The organism is Flammeovirgaceae bacterium SG7u.111 (assembly GCA_034044135.1).
Lineage (GTDB): Bacteria > Bacteroidota > Bacteroidia > Cytophagales > Flammeovirgaceae.
The window spans coordinates 3,183,577-3,203,923 of record CP139021.1 but is presented as its reverse complement, the minus strand read 5'-3'; the positions used below and the strand labels follow the sequence as shown (position 1 = coordinate 3,203,923).

Below are 20,347 nucleotides of genomic sequence, written 5' to 3'. Positions count from 1 at the left end.
CCTTGTCCCAATTTGATTTTTAGGTTAAATTACGAGTATACACTCAATCACAAAACCCATATCATGAAAAGAATAATTACAATGCTTGCCTTTGCAGGAATATTATTTTCCTGTAGCTCAGAAACTAAAATGAAAAAGGCCGAAGTAAAAGAATCGGCAGCGGAGATAGCTGAGACAGCCCCCGAAGAGCCATCCATCCAATGGAAGGCAATCGACTCAGACGAGGCGTTGATTGCAACAGCACTGATGGCTGCACCCGCAGAAAGCCGAGCAGGGTGCAAAGTGATAGGTTACACATGGCTGGGGAATTTGTCACGCTCAAAGAGGGGGAAAATGAATTTATCTGCCTTGCAGACGACCCAAAAAAAGAAGGGTTTAGCACTGCATCTTATCACAAAAGCCTTGAGCCGTTTATGGCTAGAGGTAGAGAATTGAAAGCCGAAGGCAAATCCTTTAAGGAAATATTTGACATCAGAGAAGAGGAAGTGAAATCAGGCAAGCTTACAATGGGAGAAGCAGGGACGACCTTACACATCTACTTTGGTTCAGAAACGAACTACGACCCCGAGACCTCGGAAGTAGATGGGGCACATTACCGCTACGTAGTCTATATGCCATGGGCAACTGCCGAGTCGACTGGCCTGCCCGAAAAGCCCGTTGCCGCCAACCATCCGTGGATCATGAACCCCGGCACGCACAGGGCGCATATTATGATCAGCCCTTTAGCTGGGGAGAGGAAGTAGATTAAGTTTAGCTTACTAACGCCGTTGCTCAGAGCAACGGCGTTAGTTATTACTCCACAACCTCTAGCTGAAACCCCCTCACCCCGCCCCCTGTCCCAGAAAACTGGAAGCGAACTTCTTTGATCTTGCCCAAGGGCCTTTTGTAAGCCTGTTCAAATATTACCTGACCATTATAGAAAACCTTTGCGGTTTTTTTTTCCACGTTCAGCCCTACTTTTTTCCAATCTAAAAAGTCTTTTCCAAAGGCTGAAAGATCCTCGTACTCACCATCTAGCGCCACTTCCGAAAACTGAAGCTTCGACCATTTGAAGCAACCTTCTCTCAGAAAGTACAACTCTATTTTTTCATGCTCACCTACCACTATCATCTTTAAATGATTGCAACGAGCAGCTACTATTTCATAATCATTTTTGAGCTCGGCACTTAGGGAAAAACCATCTCCATCTACCCCAAATTCTTGCACATTTACAAATTGTGTCCAATACATTTTGGTTGTATCTATCCCTTTCTGCTCAGGGGTACTCCTCGGTATAGAAAATGCTCCGCTCAGCGAATCGATAAAATTGGGAACGGGCAAATACTCTGTGATTTTGGCAGGGCTTACATAATAAATATAAGCTTCCCATCCATTGGTAGAAAGCGTAACTGTTGTATCGTAAAGCACGTTATTTTCTGCAAGTAGTTTTACTTTATAAAAGCCAGGAGAACGGTAATAATGGGAAATGGTATTGGCTCTTTTGGGCAAGACTTTTCTTGAGCTATCTCCAAAATCCAGGTAGACTTTTTCTGCATTAAGCTTTGCTATGTCGTAATCAAATACTACCGTATGGTAGGCATTTCCTTCCAAGTATTTCCCTGAAATAGTAAAATCCCCTTGCGGAACTTTGGAATCATTGAAATACCAAACAGCAAAAAAGATTGAAACCAACAGCAAGGCAAAAACAGATATTTTCATAAACCTGCGGCTGTTGCCCTTTGGCAACACGGTAAATTCGGTAGGGCTTATGATCGTAACCTCGCTTACAATCGGGTTGGCTATTTTATATTCGGACCAGCTTTCGTAGCCTAAAAATTGGGCAAGGGCATTCTTGGTAGCAAGTTGGGGATTATATCTCTCCGTTGTTTTTACCTTCCCAAAAATTCGCTTGAGCGTAGCTGCACTTATCCTCAAACCAGAACTTCGCTTTACCTCATTGCTCAAATCCAAAAAATTACTGTTCGTCCAAAGCCCAGCTTCCCCCCAATTCAACTTAGATTCAATGTCTTGGCAACACTGATTCAAATAATTCAGCTCTGAAATCGATTCAGTTTTTGATGGCATCTCTCTCTATCCCTGTTATGTTTCCTTTTTGATTATACGCTTAAATCACAGATAGCCAAAGTTATAACTTGTTCATAAATTATGAACAGGTTCTGTGTTTATTCTGGATAAGGCAAAAGTTTCTTCTTGCTCTCCCATGAACTACATTTGGTTTACACATCAGAAAAATTACTAATAATTGAAATTGAAAAGACTTCACATATACCCCTTTTGCTTGCTCCTTATAATGGCGTTTGAGCTTCCTCAAAATCAGAAGATTGGAAGTAAACAGATGCCTGTGCCTTATAAGGTAAAAGAGTTTTTGATTGAGGAAAATGACACAAGCTCTTATGTTTTAAAACTTGCTTATGACTCTCTCAACCAGCCTATTTATTTTTTCAGAAATATTTTCACCCCCGTTTGCCATACCAATGTATGCCAGCCTGTGTACATCAACCTCTATTGGGACTTGGTTGGGAACTACCTAAGCTTCGATTTCCCACCGGGGAAAACCCTCACCAAATTAGATCACGAAGAATTCGCTCCAACAGATTATGAAAAAATGCAAGCGATTTTAGCCAACAAAAACTCCTTGCTCAAAGACTATAAAATGGAGGAGTTAGTAGGTGGCAAAACCGTGGTAAATGGAGTAGATGGCGTAACAGGAGCAACGCTAAAAACGGTAAAAAAAGAGGTGATAGAAGGTGCGGTTTATACCTGCCACACCCTCTGGCACTTGGCAAACGGAGATATCGAAAAGGAAATACTAAACATAACCGACAAACTAGCAAACCCTAAAGAGCTCCTACGTTTTTTCCAAAGCGACAACTATCATTACCACTACTTCGCTGTCGATAAAGTATTTGAAGAACCTGCACTTTTTGAAGAACTTAAGGAGGAAGTGTTCAGGAAATTTGAAGGTGAAAGCTATTTTTTGGCAAGGTATATTATAGAAAACATACCTGATTCATACCTTGAAAAAGAAAGTCACCAATTAGCATTTTTAAATAATTACGAAAGTCTCCATTACAGTTTACAACTTAGTTTGCTCAAAAGATTTTGGGAATCATCTATTACAATATCAGAAAAATCTATCATCAGACTATCTGGGAATATTGAAAATGAGACATATGGTCACTTCGCCTATAAGCATGCTATTTTTAAACGTCAAGAATCATTGCCACTTGAAGTAGAAAACTATTATATAGAAATCCTGCAACACCACTATGGAAAAACCTCAGTTCCTGCAGAAAATGCTCTAATTAAATACTTTCCCAAAAGCAAGAAATCAAAAAAGGCAATAAGGAAAGCAAGAAAATACAAATACCCTAAAAAACATTCCCCACCTAACTATTACTTTGATTAAATCACAAAACCTATAGAATATGAAAAAAGGACTGATATTCATAGCAATGCTTCTGATAGCATTTGGCAGCTTTGCCCAAGATCCTATCTTTCTAGAGACAGAATCATTTGATAAAAAAGGAGGTTGGCTCATAGACCAACAATCTTTCGATGTAATAGAATCTTCTTACTTGCTTGCCCACGGCATGGGCAGGCCTGTAAAAGACGCTTCTACCAAAGTCACGTTGCCCAAGGCTGGCAAGTATTACCTCTGGGTTCGCACCAAAGACTGGGCGCCCTTCCCCAAAGGACCTGGTACTTTCCAAGTGCTTATTGATGGCAAACCAGTTGGTGGCACATTTGGCGAAAGTGGAAACGACGAATGGTTGTGGTACGAAGGCGGAGCATTTGAAGCAGCTTCGGAAAACATTACTTTAAAGCTGAAAGACCTTACAGGTTTTGCAGGAAGGTGTGACGCTATTTTGATCACAAAATCGAAGAAATTCACGCCTCCACAAGACAACGAAGCTCTCAAGGCTTTTCGCAAGGAAATGATGCCCGAGCTAATGACCCCTAAAGAGGCAGGCAAATTTGACCTAGTGGTTGTTGGTGGCGGAATGGCAGGACTTTGCTCGGCTATTTCTGCATCGAGAATGGGACTAAAGGTTGCGCTCATCCAAAACCGCCCTGTTTTGGGTGGAAATAACAGCTCAGAAATAAGGGTACACCTCATGGGAAGGATCGACAAGAACCATTATTCGAAGCTCGGCAGAATTGTACGTGAGCTGGATAACGGCGATCCTGGAAACGGAAACCCTGTAGCAAAACACTACGGAGACAAGCGGAAACTAGAAGTGGTTAATGCGGAGAAAAATCTTTCCTTGTTTTTGAACAATCATGCTTTTAAAGTAGAAAAAGAAGGAAACAAAATCAAAGCGGTGATTACCCGCAATATAGAGACGAATCAGGAATCAAGATTTGAAGGTGAGTTATTTGCCGACTGCACAGGCGATGGCACGATTGGCTTTTTGGCTGAAGCGGACTTCCGCATGGGAAGGGAAAGCAAGGCGGAAACCAACGAACCTGATGCACCTGAAAAAGCTGACAATTTTACCTTGGGAACCTCTAACCTTTGGGCTTCACTGGAACACGATACGGTTAGCAGCTTTCCCGAAGTACCTTGGGCGTTGCCGTTTTCAGATGAATACCACATAGACGAGCCTCGCTCAGACTGGCAATGGGAAACAGGCTTCGGAAACTTCAATACGATCTACGAAGCAGAAAAAATACGTGACCATAACTTCCGAGCTGTGTATGGCAACTGGTCGTACCTCAAGAAAAATAAGCCTGAAGAATATGCTAAACGAGAACTAGCTTGGGTAGCCCACATTGGAGGAAAAAGAGAATCGAGAAGAATTTTGGGTGACCACATCCTCACCCAAATGGACATAGAAGAAGGCAAAATGTATCCTGATGGCTGCGTAACCGCTACTTGGACGATCGACCTCCATTTCCCCAACAAGGAAAACAGCAAGTATTTCAAAGGACAAGAATTCTTTGCCTCTACCAAGCACATTCGCGTAAAGCCATACACCATTCCTTACCGTTGCTTGTACTCACGGAACGTGAACAACCTCTTTATGGCAGGGCGAGACATAAGTACCACCCACATAGCCTTTGGCAGCACCCGAGTGATGAAAACCTGTGGGATGATGGGTGAAGCTGTTGGCTATGCCGCTTATGTGTGCAAAAAATACAACGACTCGCCAAGAGCCGTATACGAAAAATACTTAGATGAATTTATCCAGCTTATTTCGGAAGATATGACTCCTGTAAGCGAAGGAGGAAGATAATTTTGACACCTGTACCAAAGTGTAGTTGAGGCGATAGTTTAGTCCTCAGCTACACTATTTTTCCTTTTCAAAGAAACCACTACCGTAAAAATGATAGAGAAATTCAATCCGTATATCGCAACCATTCTTTCGCTTTTAGCAACAAGTCTGATCTTAAGTTCGTGTTCTCAGCAGCAAAAAGGAGGTCAGCCAGCCCAAGGAGATTTTCCGTGGGACATTCCTCAGCAAAAGCCTGACCGGGAAATGAGCGAGGCAATGGAACGCCTTTACACCAACTACCTCACCCCTCGTCCCGAAGACAACGAGCTGTTTTCAAGCTTCAAATACACACGCCTCAAAGGCTTCGATTACCACGGTGGAGATGGCACAGTCTCCCGAAGAGACCCTTCCAAAGTGATGTTTGAAAATGGGAAATATTATGTGTGGTACACAAAAAGAGACACCCCCGTTCCCCCTCAAGGCGCAGACAAAAGCAACGACACAATCCCCTCTACCGACTGGGATTTGTGCGAAATATGGTATGCGACAAGCGAAGACGGGCTCAACTGGGAAGAGCAAGGAGTGGCAGTCCCTCGCCCTCCAAAACCTGAGGTAGGCTGGCGCTCGGTCTCCACACCCGATGTATTGAAGTACAAGGGAAAATACTACCTGTATTACCAAGGGTTTATGGAAGCAAGTGGAAAAAAAGGCGATCATTGCCCAGTAACTGCTTCCTCAGCCGAATCGCCCGATGGCCCTTGGACTGCTTGTGGCAAAATAGTGGTGGAAAACGGCAAGCCTGGCACTTGGGACCAATTTTCAATCCACGATCCTTATCCTTTGGTGTATAAGGACAAAATTTACCTTTACTACAAAGCAGCTTTTGGAGATCGCCCCGAATACTTGGTAGCCAATGGACTTGCGACAGCAGAAGATCCTTTAGGACCATTTGCCAAACATCCCCTCAATCCGGTTTTGAACTCTAGCCACGAGACCGCCTACTTCCCTTTCAAAGAAGGAATTGCGACGTTGGTGATTCGAAACGGCAACGAAAGCAACACGATCCAATACGCTCCTGATGGAGTGAATTTCAACATTGCTTCAGTAACTTCTCTAATGCCAACTGCCGCTGGTCCTTTTGTCCCCGATGCATTCGATAGCAAGGGAAACGGAAGAGGGATCACTTGGGGACTTTCCCATTTCACAAACTTTGCCCAATCAAGAGAAAGGAACTACAGCGCACTGGCTAGGTTCGATTGCGACCTCAGCCTAGATGTAGACGACCCAGGAATGAAAAACACACAAATTTGGCTTAAGCCCGATGTTTATTTCTCACAAGGACTTAACAAAAAGCAACAAGATCAGCGGCTGTCAGGAAAATAATGATGAGCACTCACAATCATTGCTTTGCATATTAGTGAAGGTTACAAATCCCACCTAACCATGTACAATTAGGTGGGATTTTTTATTTCTCAACCACTAGTCTTTTAGTTAAAAAACGTTTGCCTACGAAAAATTTGAGCGTGTACAGCCCTGCGGGTAAAGCTTCTATCATAATTTGCCCATCAGTTTTTCCCACTACCCTTACTTCCTTTCCGTGCAAATCATAGATGATCAGCTTATCTATTTTGAGGTCAGTTGATATAGCAAAAAATGAGGAAGATGGGTTTGGATAAAGTATCAAACGCTGTTGAAATCCAGAATCATCCAAGGCTACTACCGTGGTAAACCAGTCGCTTATAAAGCCTTCGGAAAGACCCGTGCTTACTGACTTTTTCTCTGAAACAAATATTTCACCTATGGTATAAATCACCTCCAACCCCTCATTGGTAACACTTGCCCCACCAGCATCAATACTACTTTTGTACAAGCTCTGCGCTACTACAAATTGGCTAAAAGCCATTGCTACAATAAGATAAATCACTTTCATTGTTTCATCGCTTTTAAGAGTTCCTCCATTTTTTTCACCCGCACATCCAATTCGTTAAGTTGGCTTACTTCTGTTTTTAGGCTACCAATCTCCTTTTTCTGCTTTTCTATGATAGCTTGTTGCTCTTGCAATGCCTTTATGAGCACAGGAATGATTTCGGTATAATCCACACTTAGCATATCATTCTCCGGATTGCTTTGCTGGACTATTTCACTAATAACCGGCTTCACATCTTGAGCTATCAAGCCTAATGACTTATGCTCTTGCTCCCTATTTTTCCAGTAATAGGCAACAGGCCTTAAAGCCATCACTTCTTTCAATCCATAATGAATTGGGTTGATGTCTTTCTTTAGTCGCCTATCAGAAGAGTGTACAACAGAACCTCCTACCGATACATCGCCTCCTTCATGTTGTAAAAAAAGAGTCGAGGCTGTTCCGTTGCTCCGTGCAATGATTTCGTTTTCATCAAACACTACATTCGCTCCCCATTCATTCCCTATTTGTAAATAGCCCGACCCATCGGCAAATGAAGCATCGCCACCTCCAGCAATATGTAATTTTACTATGGGGCTGGTTGTACCAATGCCTACATCTCCGTTCTTCAGAATAGTTACCGCATTTGCCCTCGTTGAAGGCCCTGTTCCAATCCCAACTTCAAAAATAGGGTCTGTAGGAACCCAAGAAGCAGCATTCCCTACCCCTTCATTGTACCTACCAAGTGCAATAGAGGAGTAAGATTGGGCCTTTACAGCATTACCAAGTGCTATAGAGTAAATGGCTTGTGCCTCGGCAAAATAACCTGCCGCAAATGCATAACTAGCTTCGGCATCAGTAGAATAACCCAAAGCAGTTGATCCTAACGCAAAAGCATCGGTATTGAAACCCATAGCTGTTGAATATTGCCCATCGGCATTGGTGAAAAAGCCTGAGGCAAAGGCATAACTATTGGTAGCCTCCGTATCCCTTCCCATTGCAGTAGCGCCAAAACCTTGTGCTCTGGTATTCAAGCCCGAGGCAAAGGAATAAAGCCCCGTGCTATCTCTATCCCAATAAGTGCTGGCTGCTCCTGTCGCTACCGTACCCACACGGAACGCATGCAAATCGGGCAACCACATTATCTTATCGCCAGCGCCAACCGTATCGTTTCCTATAAGAAGCCTTTCATCTGCCGCAAAATGGTATTTGACCTTTGGATCAGAAACCGAAAACCCAAGCCTTCCCGAATTGTTGTTAAAAATATCATCCCCACTTATTTCCCATTTATTATCTTCCGATTTCATGGCAACTTTTGCTGTGTCAGACATTACTGCAACCAATGAGGAATCAGCTTTCATAGCGACCCTTGCAGAATCCGATTTGAAAGCAAAAGTTGCCTCTTCAGCTTTCAATGCAACTTGAGCTGAGTCGGAAGCAAATGCAGTTTTTGCCATATTGGCTATTATTGATTTTTGAGCAGTTATGGAAGATAGCGCCATGGGTACGGATTTAAAAGCGGTAGTTCCCATATCAACAAGCCCGTTTCCTGTATTTATTTCCGTTTTCAGAGAAAGGATTTCCCCGCTCCAATCTATATCTTCAAAAATACCACTTACAACCGTGCCTTCACCGATATTGACGATAACGATTCCGTTTGCATCGGTAGCTGGATTGTGTGTCTCTTGGTAGATAACAGTTTGCCCAGCCCCTTCCAAAATGGTGAATTGCATAATAATATTTTGATTGGCTAGCACATCATTTCCTTCGCTCTTTATCAAAGCTTTATAGTTGATTCCCTGTACCTGTGCCATTATTAGGGAGTTGCAAAAAAGGCATATTGCAACAGATGCAATGAGTAGTTTCAGTGTCTTCATAAATTTGTGGGATATAATTAGTAATTTCTATAATCTACTAAAATTATCTTTCACAAATCGGAGAAACACCTTTTTAATACGGAGGTATTGTTTTTTGTTACAAACAGCCTCAATTAAAACTACTTGTACAATCCTCGGAGCTTTATTCTAATTATTCATAAATGGAGAAAGGTTCATTTTGTCTCAAATTTGGTATCTTAGTACGATAACAACATCTTGTATCTACAACCTCAATTAAAACAATAGCTATGAATCTTAAACAATCAAATGTATTTCTGTTTCTTGCCTTTTTTCTCTCTGGGTTAATTGCAACAGCCCAACCGGCTAAAATCCAAGGTTTCTCAGCCGAAAACACAAACAAACAGCTAGCACTGGAAGCCGAATTTGACAAATTACTCAAAGCCCAGAACCTCGATGATTGGATGAAATACATGAGTGCCGAGCCGCACCATGTAGGTTCCAAATATGACAAAAAAGTAGTTGATTTTATGGTTGCCAAATTTAAAAAATGGGGGTTTGATGTAAAAGTCGAAAAATTTGACGTTCTCTTCCCTACCCCTAAAATCAGATCTCTGGAGTTAGTAGCACCCACAAAATTCACTGCCAAGCTGAAAGAGCCAGCCGTTGAGGGCGACCGTTCTTCAGCTCAAATAGAAGAAGCACTTCCCGGCTACAATTGCTTCTCTATAGACGGTGACGTAACTGCAGATTTGGTATATGTAAACTATGGTCTTCCAGCCGATTATGAAGAACTGGAGAAGCGAGGAATTGATGTAAAAGGCAAAATAGTAATTGCAAAATATTATGGTTCTTGGCGAGGAATAAAGCCTAAAGTGGCTGCGGAAAAAGGTGCAATTGGCTGCATTATTTATTCAGACCCGAAAGATGATGGTTTTTACCGCGGAGATGTGTACCCTGTAGGCCCATTCAAAAACGAATACGGTGTTCAGCGAGGTGCTGTGATGGACCTGCCCTCATCTCCCGGCGATGTGCTTACACCCGGCTACGGTGCAACCGATGATGCCAAGCGAATCAAAATAGAAGAAGCAACTTCACTAACCAAAATCCCTGTTTTACCCATTTCTTACCACGATGCTTTGCCGCTTTTGAAAGCTTTAGAAGGACCAGTAGTTCCTGACGGTTGGAAAGGTGCATTACCGATTACTTATCACATAGGCCCTGGTCCAGCAAAAGTGCATCTGAAATTAGAATTTAATTGGGATATGAAACCTGCTTACGATGTAATTGCCACTATGAAAGGAAGCACCTATCCAGACGAGTGGATCCTCAGAGGAAACCATCACGATGCTTGGGTACACGGAGCAGCCGACCCCATAAGCGGAATGGTGGCGCTCATGGAAGAAGCCAGGGCGGTGAGCGAGTTGGTAAAAAAGGGCGAACGCCCTAAACGAACGCTAGTCTATTGTGCGTGGGGAGCAGAAGAACCTGGCTTGATAGGCTCGACCGAATGGGTGGAAACCCATTCAGAAGAGTTGAAACAAAAAGCTGTTGCCTACATCAATACGGATGGAAATGGTGCTGGTTTTTTATCTGCGGGAGGCTCGCATACACTTGAAAAATTCTTCGGGGAAATTACCAAAGTGGTGACCGACCCTCAAAAAGAGGTGACGGTGTTTGAAAGAAGGAACGCCCTAGAATTGGTAAGGGGAAAAGATGCTTGGACAGATTACAAATTAGGTGCATTGGGTTCTGGCTCTGACTACTCACCCTTTTTCCAACACTTGGGCATTGCCTCTTTCAATATGGGCTTTGGTGGGGAAAGTAGTGGCGGGGAATACCACACCATGTACGATTCTTATGAACTGTTCAAACGGTTCAAAGATCCAACGTTCCAGTATGGGGTTACACTTGTCAAAATTGCAGGGCGCACTAGTTTACGACTGGCAAATGCAGAAGTTTTACCCTTCGAGTTCCAACATTTTACTTCCACTATTTCAACCTATATAGATGAAGTGACTAAACTGGCAGAAGAAATGCGAAAGGAAACCGAAAAGGAAAACAAACTCATTAATGATGGTATTTATGCCTTGGTAGCGAACCCGAACGAAGTGAATATTCTCCCAAAACCAAAAGAAGATGTCCCCTACCTGAATTTTGCACCCATTGAAAATGCGATGGCTGAATTGGAAAAGCAAGCTGATGCCTTTCAGCAAGCTTATCAAAAGTTTGATGTAACAAGCGAAAAAGCAAAAGCACTAAACAACATGCTCAAAAGCATAGAGCAATCCTTAACGAGGGAACATGGATTGCCTAAGCGTCCTTGGTTCAGAAACCATATTTATGCCCCTGGCTTTTATACAGGCTATGGAGTGAAAACCTTGCCTGGAGTAAGAGAAGCGATAGAACAACGAGAATTTCAAGAAGCCAATGAACAAATTGAAATTTTAGCCGATGTATTACTCGGTTTCAGCAAAAATATTGAAAAAGCCGTTGGGGTTATGAACTAAGAAAACCAATATTCCCCAAATCAAGAAAGGCTGCCGATTGAATTCGGCAGCCTTTCTTTTATGTTCTACATTTCATTCTCGACTTATTTTTTTCCAAATACTTTTTCAAGCAATTCGGTCGTACGTTCAGCAGGATTTTCTCGGATCAGCTTTTCCTCATCAGCTACTTTCACAAACAGCCCTTCAATTGCTTTTTCAGTGACATATTCGGTAAGATTAGGGTTTACCTTTCTTACAAAAGGAAGCTTGTTGTAAGTAGTCACTAGTTCTTCCCAGTACTTTGTCGCCAATACCTTATCAAGAGATTCATCGATGATAGGGCTGAACTCAGTTACAAGCCCACTTGTCGTATGGTTTTGCAAATATTGGGTGGCCGCATCTTCTTCTCCCTTCACTATATTGATCGCATCCGTTAAGGTCATCTCTTTAATAGCCCCAACAAATATATCTTTCGCTTTAATAGAAGCATCTTCTGCTGCACGGTTAAATGTTAAAATCACCTGATCGACTTGCTTGTCCATCCCCATCATACGCAGCTTTTGTTCCATGAGCTTCGCCTCTGCTGGAAAAGGGATTTTTATAAGAGAATCGGCAAAAAAACCATTTTCTTGGGCAACTAGCTCCACACCTTTTACCACACCTTTCTCCAATGCTTGCTTAATAGCCGCTCCTGCCTCTTCTTCCGTAAACCCAGCTGCTGCAGCACCTTTCGTCAATGACTTTTTAAGGTCTTTTAAGAATTGGGCTTGGGAAGGAATTGTGTTTAGCAAAAACAAAGTAAATAATAGATAATAAATAGATTTTCTCATAATATTTGTCATTAGTTTTATTTCGATAAAATTGGACTCAGAGCTTTCTTTAATTAAAATGAGTCCCTAAAAGTAATCAATTCAAAAACCCTTTGCTAGGTTGCTTTGGAAATACGAAACGAAAAAATTCAGCAACTCTATTTAAGCACACAAACCTCGCTTTCAAAACTTCACAAAAGCGTAATCTGCCATTTATTACTTTCACGGTTTAAAAGAACCCTATAAAATGGCTGTAAACCAAGGAGAGAATATTACACATTTGCACCAAAGCGTGAATCGCTCTGAAACGAACCAAGCGTTAATCAACCGAGATAGTTCGGTCTTTTTCCACCAGGCTTTGTCTTCGCCAGTTTTCAATTCGGTGACCGGTGTGGACGGGGCGTATCTTATAGATGGAGAAGGAAATCGGTATTTAGACCTGCACGGAAATGGTGTCCATACAGTAGGTTACAATAACCCAAAGGTATTAGCTGCCATCCAAAATCAATTGGCTTCTGGTATGAGCTTTGCCCCCCGCAGATTCACCAATGAACAAGCCGTTACGCTCGCTGAGAAATTGGTGGCTGTCGCTCCTGAAGGGCTTTCTCGAGTGCTCTTTTGCCCTGGTGGCTCAGAAGCTATAGAAATGGCGACCATGTTAGCAAAACTCACCACGGGAAAGTGGAAAACCTTGTCGTACTATGGTACATTTCATGGAGCAGGTTTCCAAGCGGTCTCTATCGGAGCCGATCCACATTTTAGGCAACGACTTGGCCCTGTGATGCCAGGAGCTATTCATTTGGAATTGCCCGATTATTACCGCAACCCCTGGGGCTGGACCAACCAAGAACAAATAGATGAGGAATATCTTCGCCAGCTCGAAACCCAAATTGAATACAACCCAGAAATTGCCGCACTCATCTCCGAGCCTATTTTCTACAATTCTACCGTGCCTACAAAATATTACTGGCAAAGGGTAAAAGATATTTGCGAACGAAATGGAATTCTACTAATCTTTGATGAAATCTACACAGCCTTTGGCAGAACGGGAAAGATGTTTGCCTCGGAGCACTTCGTTACACCTGATATTTTGGTAGTGGGCAAAGCTTTTGGTGGAGGGGTTGTTCCCTTTGCCGGCATCATTGGAAAAGAAGGACTTAACACTATTCAAGACAAATCTATTGGCCATTATACCCACGAAAAAAGCCCGCTCTGCTCAGCAGTTGCCACCGCAGTGATCGACTGTGTAGAAGAAGATCACTTGGTAGTGCGTACGGCTGAACTTGGCGTTTATTTCAAGGATGGCTTGGAGGTGCTAAAAGAAGAGTTTTCCCTGATCGGAAATGTGAGCGGCTTGGGCTTGAACCTTGCCCTCGATCTGGTTAAAGACCGAATTACAAAAGAACGAGCAGTGGAAGAAGCGCATCAGTTGATGGAGTTTTGTATGAAAAAAAATATTTCGCTGAAGCTAATCCAAGGTAATATCCTAAATATTAAGCCTGCACTAATCATCACCAAAGAAGAAATCGATTATATATTGCATACTTTCTGGGAGGGTTTACAAGAGATTGAAAGCAAAAGGAAAAGTGAATAACCATAGAGGATACTAAATTCGCATCTTCTATGGTCTGGAGTCCCATAAACCCCAAACTTCCCCCTTATCCTGCTAGCTCAAACCTTGGTTTCATATTAGGCAAGACTTACCTTTTCTATCTCCTAAGTTTGGAAATGGAGCAAAGAGAAAAGAAGTTGTCTGTTTGTAAAAACAAAAGAGTTGATAGGAAAATGATGTCTTGTATGTGTGTTATGGAATAACTGGGAGGAAACATCTTCTTAATAAGAAAAAAATAAAATTGCCCCCGCCTACTTGTCGGCATCGGGGGCATATCAATTACTGTTTCAATATAAATTCTCTGCTTTTTGCCTCTTTGGCAGTAGGGAAATCATCGGGGATTGGCTGGGTAACTTTTCCAGTAGCAGCCCACTCCGTCCCTCTGAGGAAAGAAACAATGAAGCCAACATTTTCGCAAGAATAGTCGTCGTGCCCCAAAGTAGTGTGGAAGATTCTTCCTTTTCCGTAATCTAGTACCATCAGCATTGGCTCATGGCGGTCGGTCGGAGCTTTGCCCGAAGCATCTTTGCCCGTAGCCAAAACAGTCATGTTTACCGCTGGCCCGCGAAGCTTAGCATAGCATTCGTCTTTACCTGTAAGCCAAACCTCTGGCATTCCTTTGGTAATTGGGTGATCGGCTACTCGTACCGTGATAGGGATATTGTGCTGAGGGCCATGAGCGCCAGCTCCACCAGGAGCATAATCGCGTACAATTTCTCCTTTGTCGGTATAATAAACATAAGGACCATCTTTTTCAGTACGATTGCCCCAGCCTCCTATGCCAATCATTTTGTTGTATTCTTCCCACTTGGGAAAAGAATTATCCGCAGCATGAACCGAGACAAAACCACCGCCTTTTTCCATGTATTCTTCTAGTGCTTTTTGAGTAGATTCTGGCCAAGGAGCAGCTTTCCAACCAAAGTTTGAAACCACTACATCGTATTTTGAAAAATCTGGCGCAAAATCTGGGTCTGACTTTGGATCTTTCAAGTTTTGTGTCTCCCCTACACCGACCATGGCAAGGTATTTCTCTTCACGCTCTGCCTTCCATGTGAATTTGGAACGGTAAACATCTACTTCAAACAAACCTGTTTCTTCCAAATATTGCTTCATCATGATGGTGGACTTGGGCCACACCACATGGTTGTTTTGCCCATCAACTATGAGCGCTTTGAGAACTTTTGGCTGCGCCTGAGCTGTAACTGTAAAAAATAGCAGGCAAAAAAGTCCAATACTTATTCTAGTCATCCTTTTCATATTTTTTAATGTGATTTTTTTTTCTGTTCCAAAAATGAACAGAATGGTAAGTTAAGTCGAAAAAAGCTTTTTGTAAAAAAGCCTTAGGTTTTTCAAAGAAAAAATTTCATTCTTTATATAATACCCTACTCATGCACTACAGGCTTTCCACTTTCTAGCATGCTATCTTTGGTGTAGCGCAAAACTTTAGGACTACCTTCCCCCCTTGCCTCCTCAATCTGCTTTTTCCACACTCCTCTCATTTTTTCTAAAACCGCTTCATGCTTTTTGGCACTTGCCAAGTTAGTAGTCTCATCCGGATCTTCACTTAGGTGGAATAATTCTTCGTATACAGCTTCCTCTCCATTCAGTGGGCCTTCGGCAAATGCTCGGTACAAGGCAATATCCGGATCATGCTGGGCGTACAACATGTCATTTACCGGAATCCCTAAAGCCTTTGCTGTGTTGATTTTAACAGAAGCCCGTAGGTTTTCATTTTTATAATACCTGATATATTTCCATTCTTTGTCCTGCACCGACTCGCAGCGGGGATTTCCAAACTGCGTAGACCACAGGTTTTCGGTAAACAAATATTCCCGAACAGGAGCATCTTCGCCCTCAATAAGCCCTTTGATCGATTTCCCTTGAAACTCCTTAGGGATATCAATTCCCGCATAATCCAAAAGCGTAGGTGCAACATCAATCGACTGAACCAGTTCATCAGAAACTTTCCCTCTTGCCTTTTTGGAAGCCATGGGGTTGTAAACAATGAAAGGGACATGCGTGGTTACCTCGTAGCACAGCGCTTTTCCGCCCAAGCCAAACTCTCCAAAGAACAAGCCATGATCGGAAGTAAAAACAATGATGGTATTTTTATCCAAGCCATTCTTTTTTAGCGTTTCCCTCAAATTCCCAACTAGCCCATCTACACCTGTAACGGTTTGCATTGTTCTGATGATCCGCTCCCTAAGTTCGTCTTCGGTATTCACAAAGTTATAGCCCGCTTGCCTCTCCTCTGCAAAATGAATATCTGCCGGAAGCTTTGGTTCTTTTATATCGTCCCATTTCGTATAATGCTTGGGCAGAGGAATTTCTTGGTCACGGTACAGCGTGCGGTAGATAGAAGAATCAGTTTCGAGCAACTTCATAGATCCCGTGCTCGACCCGTGAGGAACATTAAGGCAAAGGCTTAGGCAAAAAGGCTTATCGTCTGGTCGGTTATCCAAAAAATGGGTTGCGCCTTCCATACTATGCTCGTTGCTCAAAAAGTCGGTAACCCCTTCGTCCAAAATCTCAACTTGGGTATCGTGCTTGGCCGCCTTAAAAATCTTATGCCCTTTCTTGGGGTAAAACCGAAGGTGACCATGGCCTGCATACCAATAATCGAAAGATTTGTCCATCAGACCACTTCCGTAGCCTCCTTCCCCAATTGGCGCATGGTTTTTTCCCACATACCCCGTGTAATACCCATTTCTGCGCATCACCATTGGATACGATTGTTCCCATGCCTCATCAGCCACACTCGTTCCTGAGTTGAAATTCACCCCATGCTTGCGCTCAAATTGACTTAGCAAAATAGAGATTCTGCTTGGCGTGCAAATAGCGCTAGTTACATGTGCATTATTAAAAAGAACCCCTTCTTCAGCCAACTTGTCAATGTTCGGGGTTTGAATAAGTTCGTTTCCCGTGCAGCCAAGGTAATCGTACCTATGATCGTCGGTAAGTATAAAAATAAAATTGGGTTTTTGAGCAGGTTTCTTTGTTGGGTCGTTGCTTGCGTTTAAGCTCAATACACCCACAAAAACCAAGGTGAATAGGAATTTGAAATGTTGCATAATGTATAATGATAATTCGGATACTTATTTAGTTGATATTTATTGAAGCCTAGTTAATTAGATGGCGAACTTGATAACGATAATCAATACCTTATGAAAAGAGCATCCTAAAAATGCTTTCCTGTAAAAGCTTTGCCATTTCTGGTGACATTGTACTTCTCAAAAAGCTCTTGTGCCTTAGCCTGATACTTTGGATCTTTAATTAGATTGAACTTTTCGTCTTCCACTATATTTTCATTCAAGTTGAAGAGGGCAGTTGGCGTCCTCGTATTATCAGATTTATCCTTTTTGTCCACCTGCACTATCAACTTCCAACCTTGGTCTATAATGAGCACTTCGTGGTGGGAGCCTCCTTGCACCATCAGGTATGGATGCGTATTGGCTTTTTTCTTGTTTTGAAGAATTGGAAGGAGGTTGTACGAATCCATCGCTTGCCCCTCCTCTATTTTTGTTTTGGTGATAGCCGCCAGCGTTGCCATAATATCTAAGCCCAAAATCGGCTCGGTCGCTATTTGCTTCTTTGCAATTTCAGCAGGCCAAGAAACGATGAAAGGTACACGATGACCACCCTCAAATGGGGTATTTTTGCTTCCTCTGTAAATATCACTTGGTTTGTGGCCTGATGCCAATGTTTTTTTGTTTACATGAAGCCCTCCGTTGTCCGAAGTAAAAATAAAAATAGTATTTTCATACACTCCTTGTTTTTTTAGCTCAGCCACCATCATTCCCATCTGCACATCCAGCTCTTTTATCATATCCATGTGGGCAGAAGGGGTTGTTCCCGCTATTTTCACCCCGTTCAGTTCGACCGGAGGATTGTGGGGAAGGTGAACCGCTTGTGAGCAGTAATACATGAAAAATGGTTTTTCCTTGTTGGAATGACCGGCAATATAATCGACAGCTTTGGTTGCCAACAAAGGTCCCATTAATCGAGGATCCCAGCCGTTGTCCCCAAGCCCTTCGTCCTTGTCTAGCTTCACACCTATTTCATCCATTTTGGCTTGGGTAATATGGACGATTTTACCGCCTTCTTGTAATGGATACCATTCTCCGTTTTCATATGCCGCATAAGGGACGTCTTGGATTCCCGCTGGGAGGGTAAAACTGTAATCGAAGCCTTTTTGTGGAGGACCATCTAGCATTTTTGTGATATCCACATCCAATTCGGGCATCGTTTTTTTAGTTGTTCTGTAAACCTTACTTGGGTTGTCTTTTCTTCTAAAATCTCCTCCTAAATGCCATTTGCCAAAGAAGGCAGTTTGATAACCGGCTTGCATCATGAGCTTGCCCAAGGTCAGCTGGTCGTCGGCAATAGGGGATTTTGCATAAGCAGACCAAACTCCCCAAGGAAATGGGCTTCGGTAACAGCTGTTACCCGTCATGATGGAATAGCGGGAAGTAGCGCACAAGGCAGCGGGTGCGTGGGCATCGGTAAATACCATTCCCGAAGTCGCCAACTTATCTATATTGGGGGTTTCTAAAATAATATTGTCGGAGTGCATGCGCCGGTAGTGGGAGATATCGCCAACACCAATATCGTCTGCCAAAACAACTATGACATTAGGTTGCTGGGCTTGTGCAAAAAATGCTAAGAGCATTAGTGAAGTTAAAATACTAAACGTTTTCATTTTGATATTTTTTGAGATAGTAAATCAGAGCTTATTTAAATTTTATCTGTTTCGCATGAAAACATGAATTTTAAGCAAGCCCTTAGGTAAATGCTTGGTTTTAAAGTTCCAAAATGAACCACACCCGACCTAATTTTTGACAAGTTTATTCTGTGAAAACCTTTTACTTAAAAAGTTTTTTTATAAAAAAAGAGGCCGCCTTCGAATGAAGCACGGCCTCTACATAATTGGTATTAAATTAATACAAGCGAAACACTATTGCCCTAAGTTAGGGTTCAAGTCAATTTCTGTTTCTGGAATTGGCGCATACCAAGTGCTTTTATCAGAAGGATCACCCAAAATTGGCAATTCTCTACTTCTGTCTTGGTTTGCCTCAGCAACTTTTTCCAAACGGACCAAGTCCAACCAACGGTTACCACCAACCTCTGCTACAAATTCGTAAGAACGCTCCTTTACTATTGCGTCTATTATCTTTTCTGGAGTGTTCAAATCAGCTGCAGTGTAGTCTATTGCTGGATCTGGAACAGCCCAGTATCCTTCAGGAAGTAGAGCCACCTCTTCAGAAGTAGTCGATCCTTTCGCATAAGCCCTTCTCTTTACTTTGTTAAGTGCCTCAATTGCTTCGGCATTCTCACCTGTATTGGCGCAAGCCTCGGCATACATCAAAAGCACTTCAGCGTAACGCATAGCAGGCATGTCGTTTGAAGTTTGCCACACGTGCTCAAATTCAGGAGTGCCATTGATAGTACCATAGGTCAACTTAGTCAGTACAGGGTGTTCCCACGCAAGAGCAAATTCATTCGTTGAGCTCATAGTAGCTGCTTTGCGGTAGCCTTCAGGGTAGTTGTCATAGAAATCCCATTCTATGTACATATCCATCCAATCTCTCCAGAAGAAACCATACCAACGACCTTGTGTAAGGATTGGCCAAGGTTGCTTGTCGAATTGGTGTGAGAAAATTAGCTCTTTATTTCCTTCCCAAGGTTGCGCAAAGTTGTGGATATAATCTTCCATCAGACCGTACACACCGGCATCAATGATTTCTTTGGTGTATTTTTTCACCTGAGTCCACTTGTCTGCTTCATTATAAGGATAGCCAGTCAGTTGCATATATGCTTTTGCCAAAAATGCTTTTGCAGCAGTTTTACTAGAGTGACCATCTTGCATATCTGTGTTCGAATCTCTTTCGTTTACAGCCCATTGCTCCGTGAATTCCAAGTCGCTGATTACCTGTGCAATCACTTCACGAGATGAAGTTTTTGTCATTTCGAAATCAGGAACTGGGTCAATTGGCATTGGGATATCACCAAAAATAGTAGTTAAACGGAAGTAAAGTAAAGCTCTTACAAAATGCGCATCAGCTTTAAACTTATTGAGTACATCTTCCTCTACGCCCTCAGGGTTTGCATTTTCTATAAACGCATTAGCTGCATGGATTGCTTGGAAATATCCGTTCCAGATACCAATAGTTCTTTGGTTACCACCAGTTTTATTGAACTGGTCACCTTCTAGAAATACCCATTTGTTGCCTTGATCGTGCGAAGTCAGGTCATCTGCACCTGTATAAGCTGCCAAAATATCTACACCCCAACTAGCCCGGTGCATCGTTCCATAAATACCAATTACACCAGCTTCCAAACTCAACGGATCTGCATAATATGTAGCAGCAGTCACTGCCCCTTTCGGATCTTCATCTAGGGTCTCGCACCCTGTAAATGAGGCACAAGTTAACGCCCCGAGTAAAAATAACTTTATGAATATATTGAATTTTTTCATGATTT

General features: G+C 42.6%; 15 protein-coding genes. 7 read left to right on the top strand and 8 right to left on the bottom strand.

What is annotated here, in order from left to right:
* Positions 1-63 precede the first annotated feature (63 nt).
* Together R9C00_12510 and R9C00_12505 are read left to right on the top strand one after the other, a co-directional pair.
* Positions 64-435, top strand: coding sequence for a hypothetical protein (locus R9C00_12510; GenBank protein ID WPO38275.1), 372 nt, complete (start codon positions 64-66; stop codon positions 433-435).
* Complete coding sequence (locus tag R9C00_12505; protein WPO38274.1) at positions 414-743, top strand: hypothetical protein; 330 nt, start codon at positions 414-416, stop codon at positions 741-743. Before R9C00_12510 ends, R9C00_12505 begins: the two co-directional genes overlap by 22 nt.
* A gap of 49 nt (positions 744-792) precedes the next feature.
* Here R9C00_12505 and R9C00_12500 read toward each other — a convergent pair whose 3' ends face one another.
* The gene (locus tag R9C00_12500) at positions 793-2,064 is read right to left on the bottom strand and encodes a hypothetical protein (GenBank protein ID WPO38273.1); all 1,272 of its coding nucleotides are present in this window, start codon (positions 2,062-2,064) and stop codon (positions 793-795) included.
* 178 nt (positions 2,065-2,242) lie between these two features.
* On the opposite strand from R9C00_12500, the gene R9C00_12495 reads away from it, so the two are divergent.
* The 3 genes from R9C00_12495 (at position 2,243) to R9C00_12485 (ending at position 6,602) form a co-directional block, all read left to right on the top strand.
* On the top strand, positions 2,243-3,409 hold the full coding sequence (locus R9C00_12495; protein WPO38272.1) for a hypothetical protein: 1,167 nt from the start codon (positions 2,243-2,245) through the stop codon (positions 3,407-3,409).
* A gap of 19 nt (positions 3,410-3,428) precedes the next feature.
* Positions 3,429-5,240 (top strand): FAD-dependent oxidoreductase, encoded by a 1,812-nt coding sequence (locus R9C00_12490; GenBank protein ID WPO38271.1) that lies wholly within the window; start codon positions 3,429-3,431, stop codon positions 5,238-5,240.
* A 90-nt stretch (positions 5,241-5,330) separates the two neighbouring features.
* Entirely contained in the window at positions 5,331-6,602 is a 1,272-nt protein-coding gene (locus tag R9C00_12485) for a family 43 glycosylhydrolase (GenBank protein WPO38270.1), read from the top strand.
* Positions 6,603-6,684: 82 nt separating this feature from the next.
* Here R9C00_12485 and R9C00_12480 read toward each other — a convergent pair whose 3' ends face one another.
* Positions 6,685-7,149 carry a T9SS type A sorting domain-containing protein gene (locus tag R9C00_12480; protein ID WPO38269.1) on the bottom strand — a complete coding sequence of 155 codons (465 nt, stop codon included), beginning with the start codon at positions 7,147-7,149 and terminating at the stop codon, positions 6,685-6,687.
* The gene (locus tag R9C00_12475; protein WPO38268.1) at positions 7,146-8,936 is read right to left on the bottom strand and encodes a tail fiber domain-containing protein; all 1,791 of its coding nucleotides are present in this window, start codon (positions 8,934-8,936) and stop codon (positions 7,146-7,148) included. Before R9C00_12475 ends, R9C00_12480 begins: the two co-directional genes overlap by 4 nt.
* A 311-nt stretch (positions 8,937-9,247) precedes the next feature.
* On the opposite strand from R9C00_12475, the gene R9C00_12470 reads away from it, so the two are divergent.
* Positions 9,248-11,467, top strand: a complete 2,220-nt coding sequence (locus R9C00_12470) for a transferrin receptor-like dimerization domain-containing protein (protein ID WPO38267.1) — start codon at positions 9,248-9,250, stop codon at positions 11,465-11,467.
* Positions 11,468-11,550: 83 nt separating this feature from the next.
* Here R9C00_12470 and R9C00_12465 read toward each other — a convergent pair whose 3' ends face one another.
* Entirely contained in the window at positions 11,551-12,276 is a 726-nt protein-coding gene (locus tag R9C00_12465; protein WPO38266.1) for a DUF4197 domain-containing protein, read from the bottom strand.
* A 226-nt stretch (positions 12,277-12,502) separates the two neighbouring features.
* Between R9C00_12465 and R9C00_12460 the strand changes: the two genes are divergently transcribed.
* Positions 12,503-13,849, top strand: a complete 1,347-nt coding sequence (locus R9C00_12460; protein WPO38265.1) for an aspartate aminotransferase family protein — start codon at positions 12,503-12,505, stop codon at positions 13,847-13,849.
* A 297-nt stretch (positions 13,850-14,146) separates the two neighbouring features.
* Here R9C00_12460 and R9C00_12455 read toward each other — a convergent pair whose 3' ends face one another.
* The 4 genes from R9C00_12455 to R9C00_12440 form a co-directional block, all read right to left on the bottom strand.
* Entirely contained in the window at positions 14,147-15,124 is a 978-nt protein-coding gene (locus R9C00_12455; GenBank protein ID WPO38264.1) for a ThuA domain-containing protein, read from the bottom strand.
* A 125-nt stretch (positions 15,125-15,249) separates the two neighbouring features.
* Positions 15,250-16,938, bottom strand: coding sequence for a sulfatase-like hydrolase/transferase (locus tag R9C00_12450; GenBank protein ID WPO38263.1), 1,689 nt, complete (start codon positions 16,936-16,938; stop codon positions 15,250-15,252).
* 107 nt (positions 16,939-17,045) lie between these two features.
* Complete coding sequence (locus R9C00_12445; protein ID WPO38262.1) at positions 17,046-18,566, bottom strand: arylsulfatase; 1,521 nt, start codon at positions 18,564-18,566, stop codon at positions 17,046-17,048.
* 255 nt (positions 18,567-18,821) lie between these two features.
* On the bottom strand, positions 18,822-20,342 hold the full coding sequence (locus R9C00_12440; protein ID WPO38261.1) for a RagB/SusD family nutrient uptake outer membrane protein: 1,521 nt from the start codon (positions 20,340-20,342) through the stop codon (positions 18,822-18,824).
* Positions 20,343-20,347 lie beyond the last annotated feature (5 nt).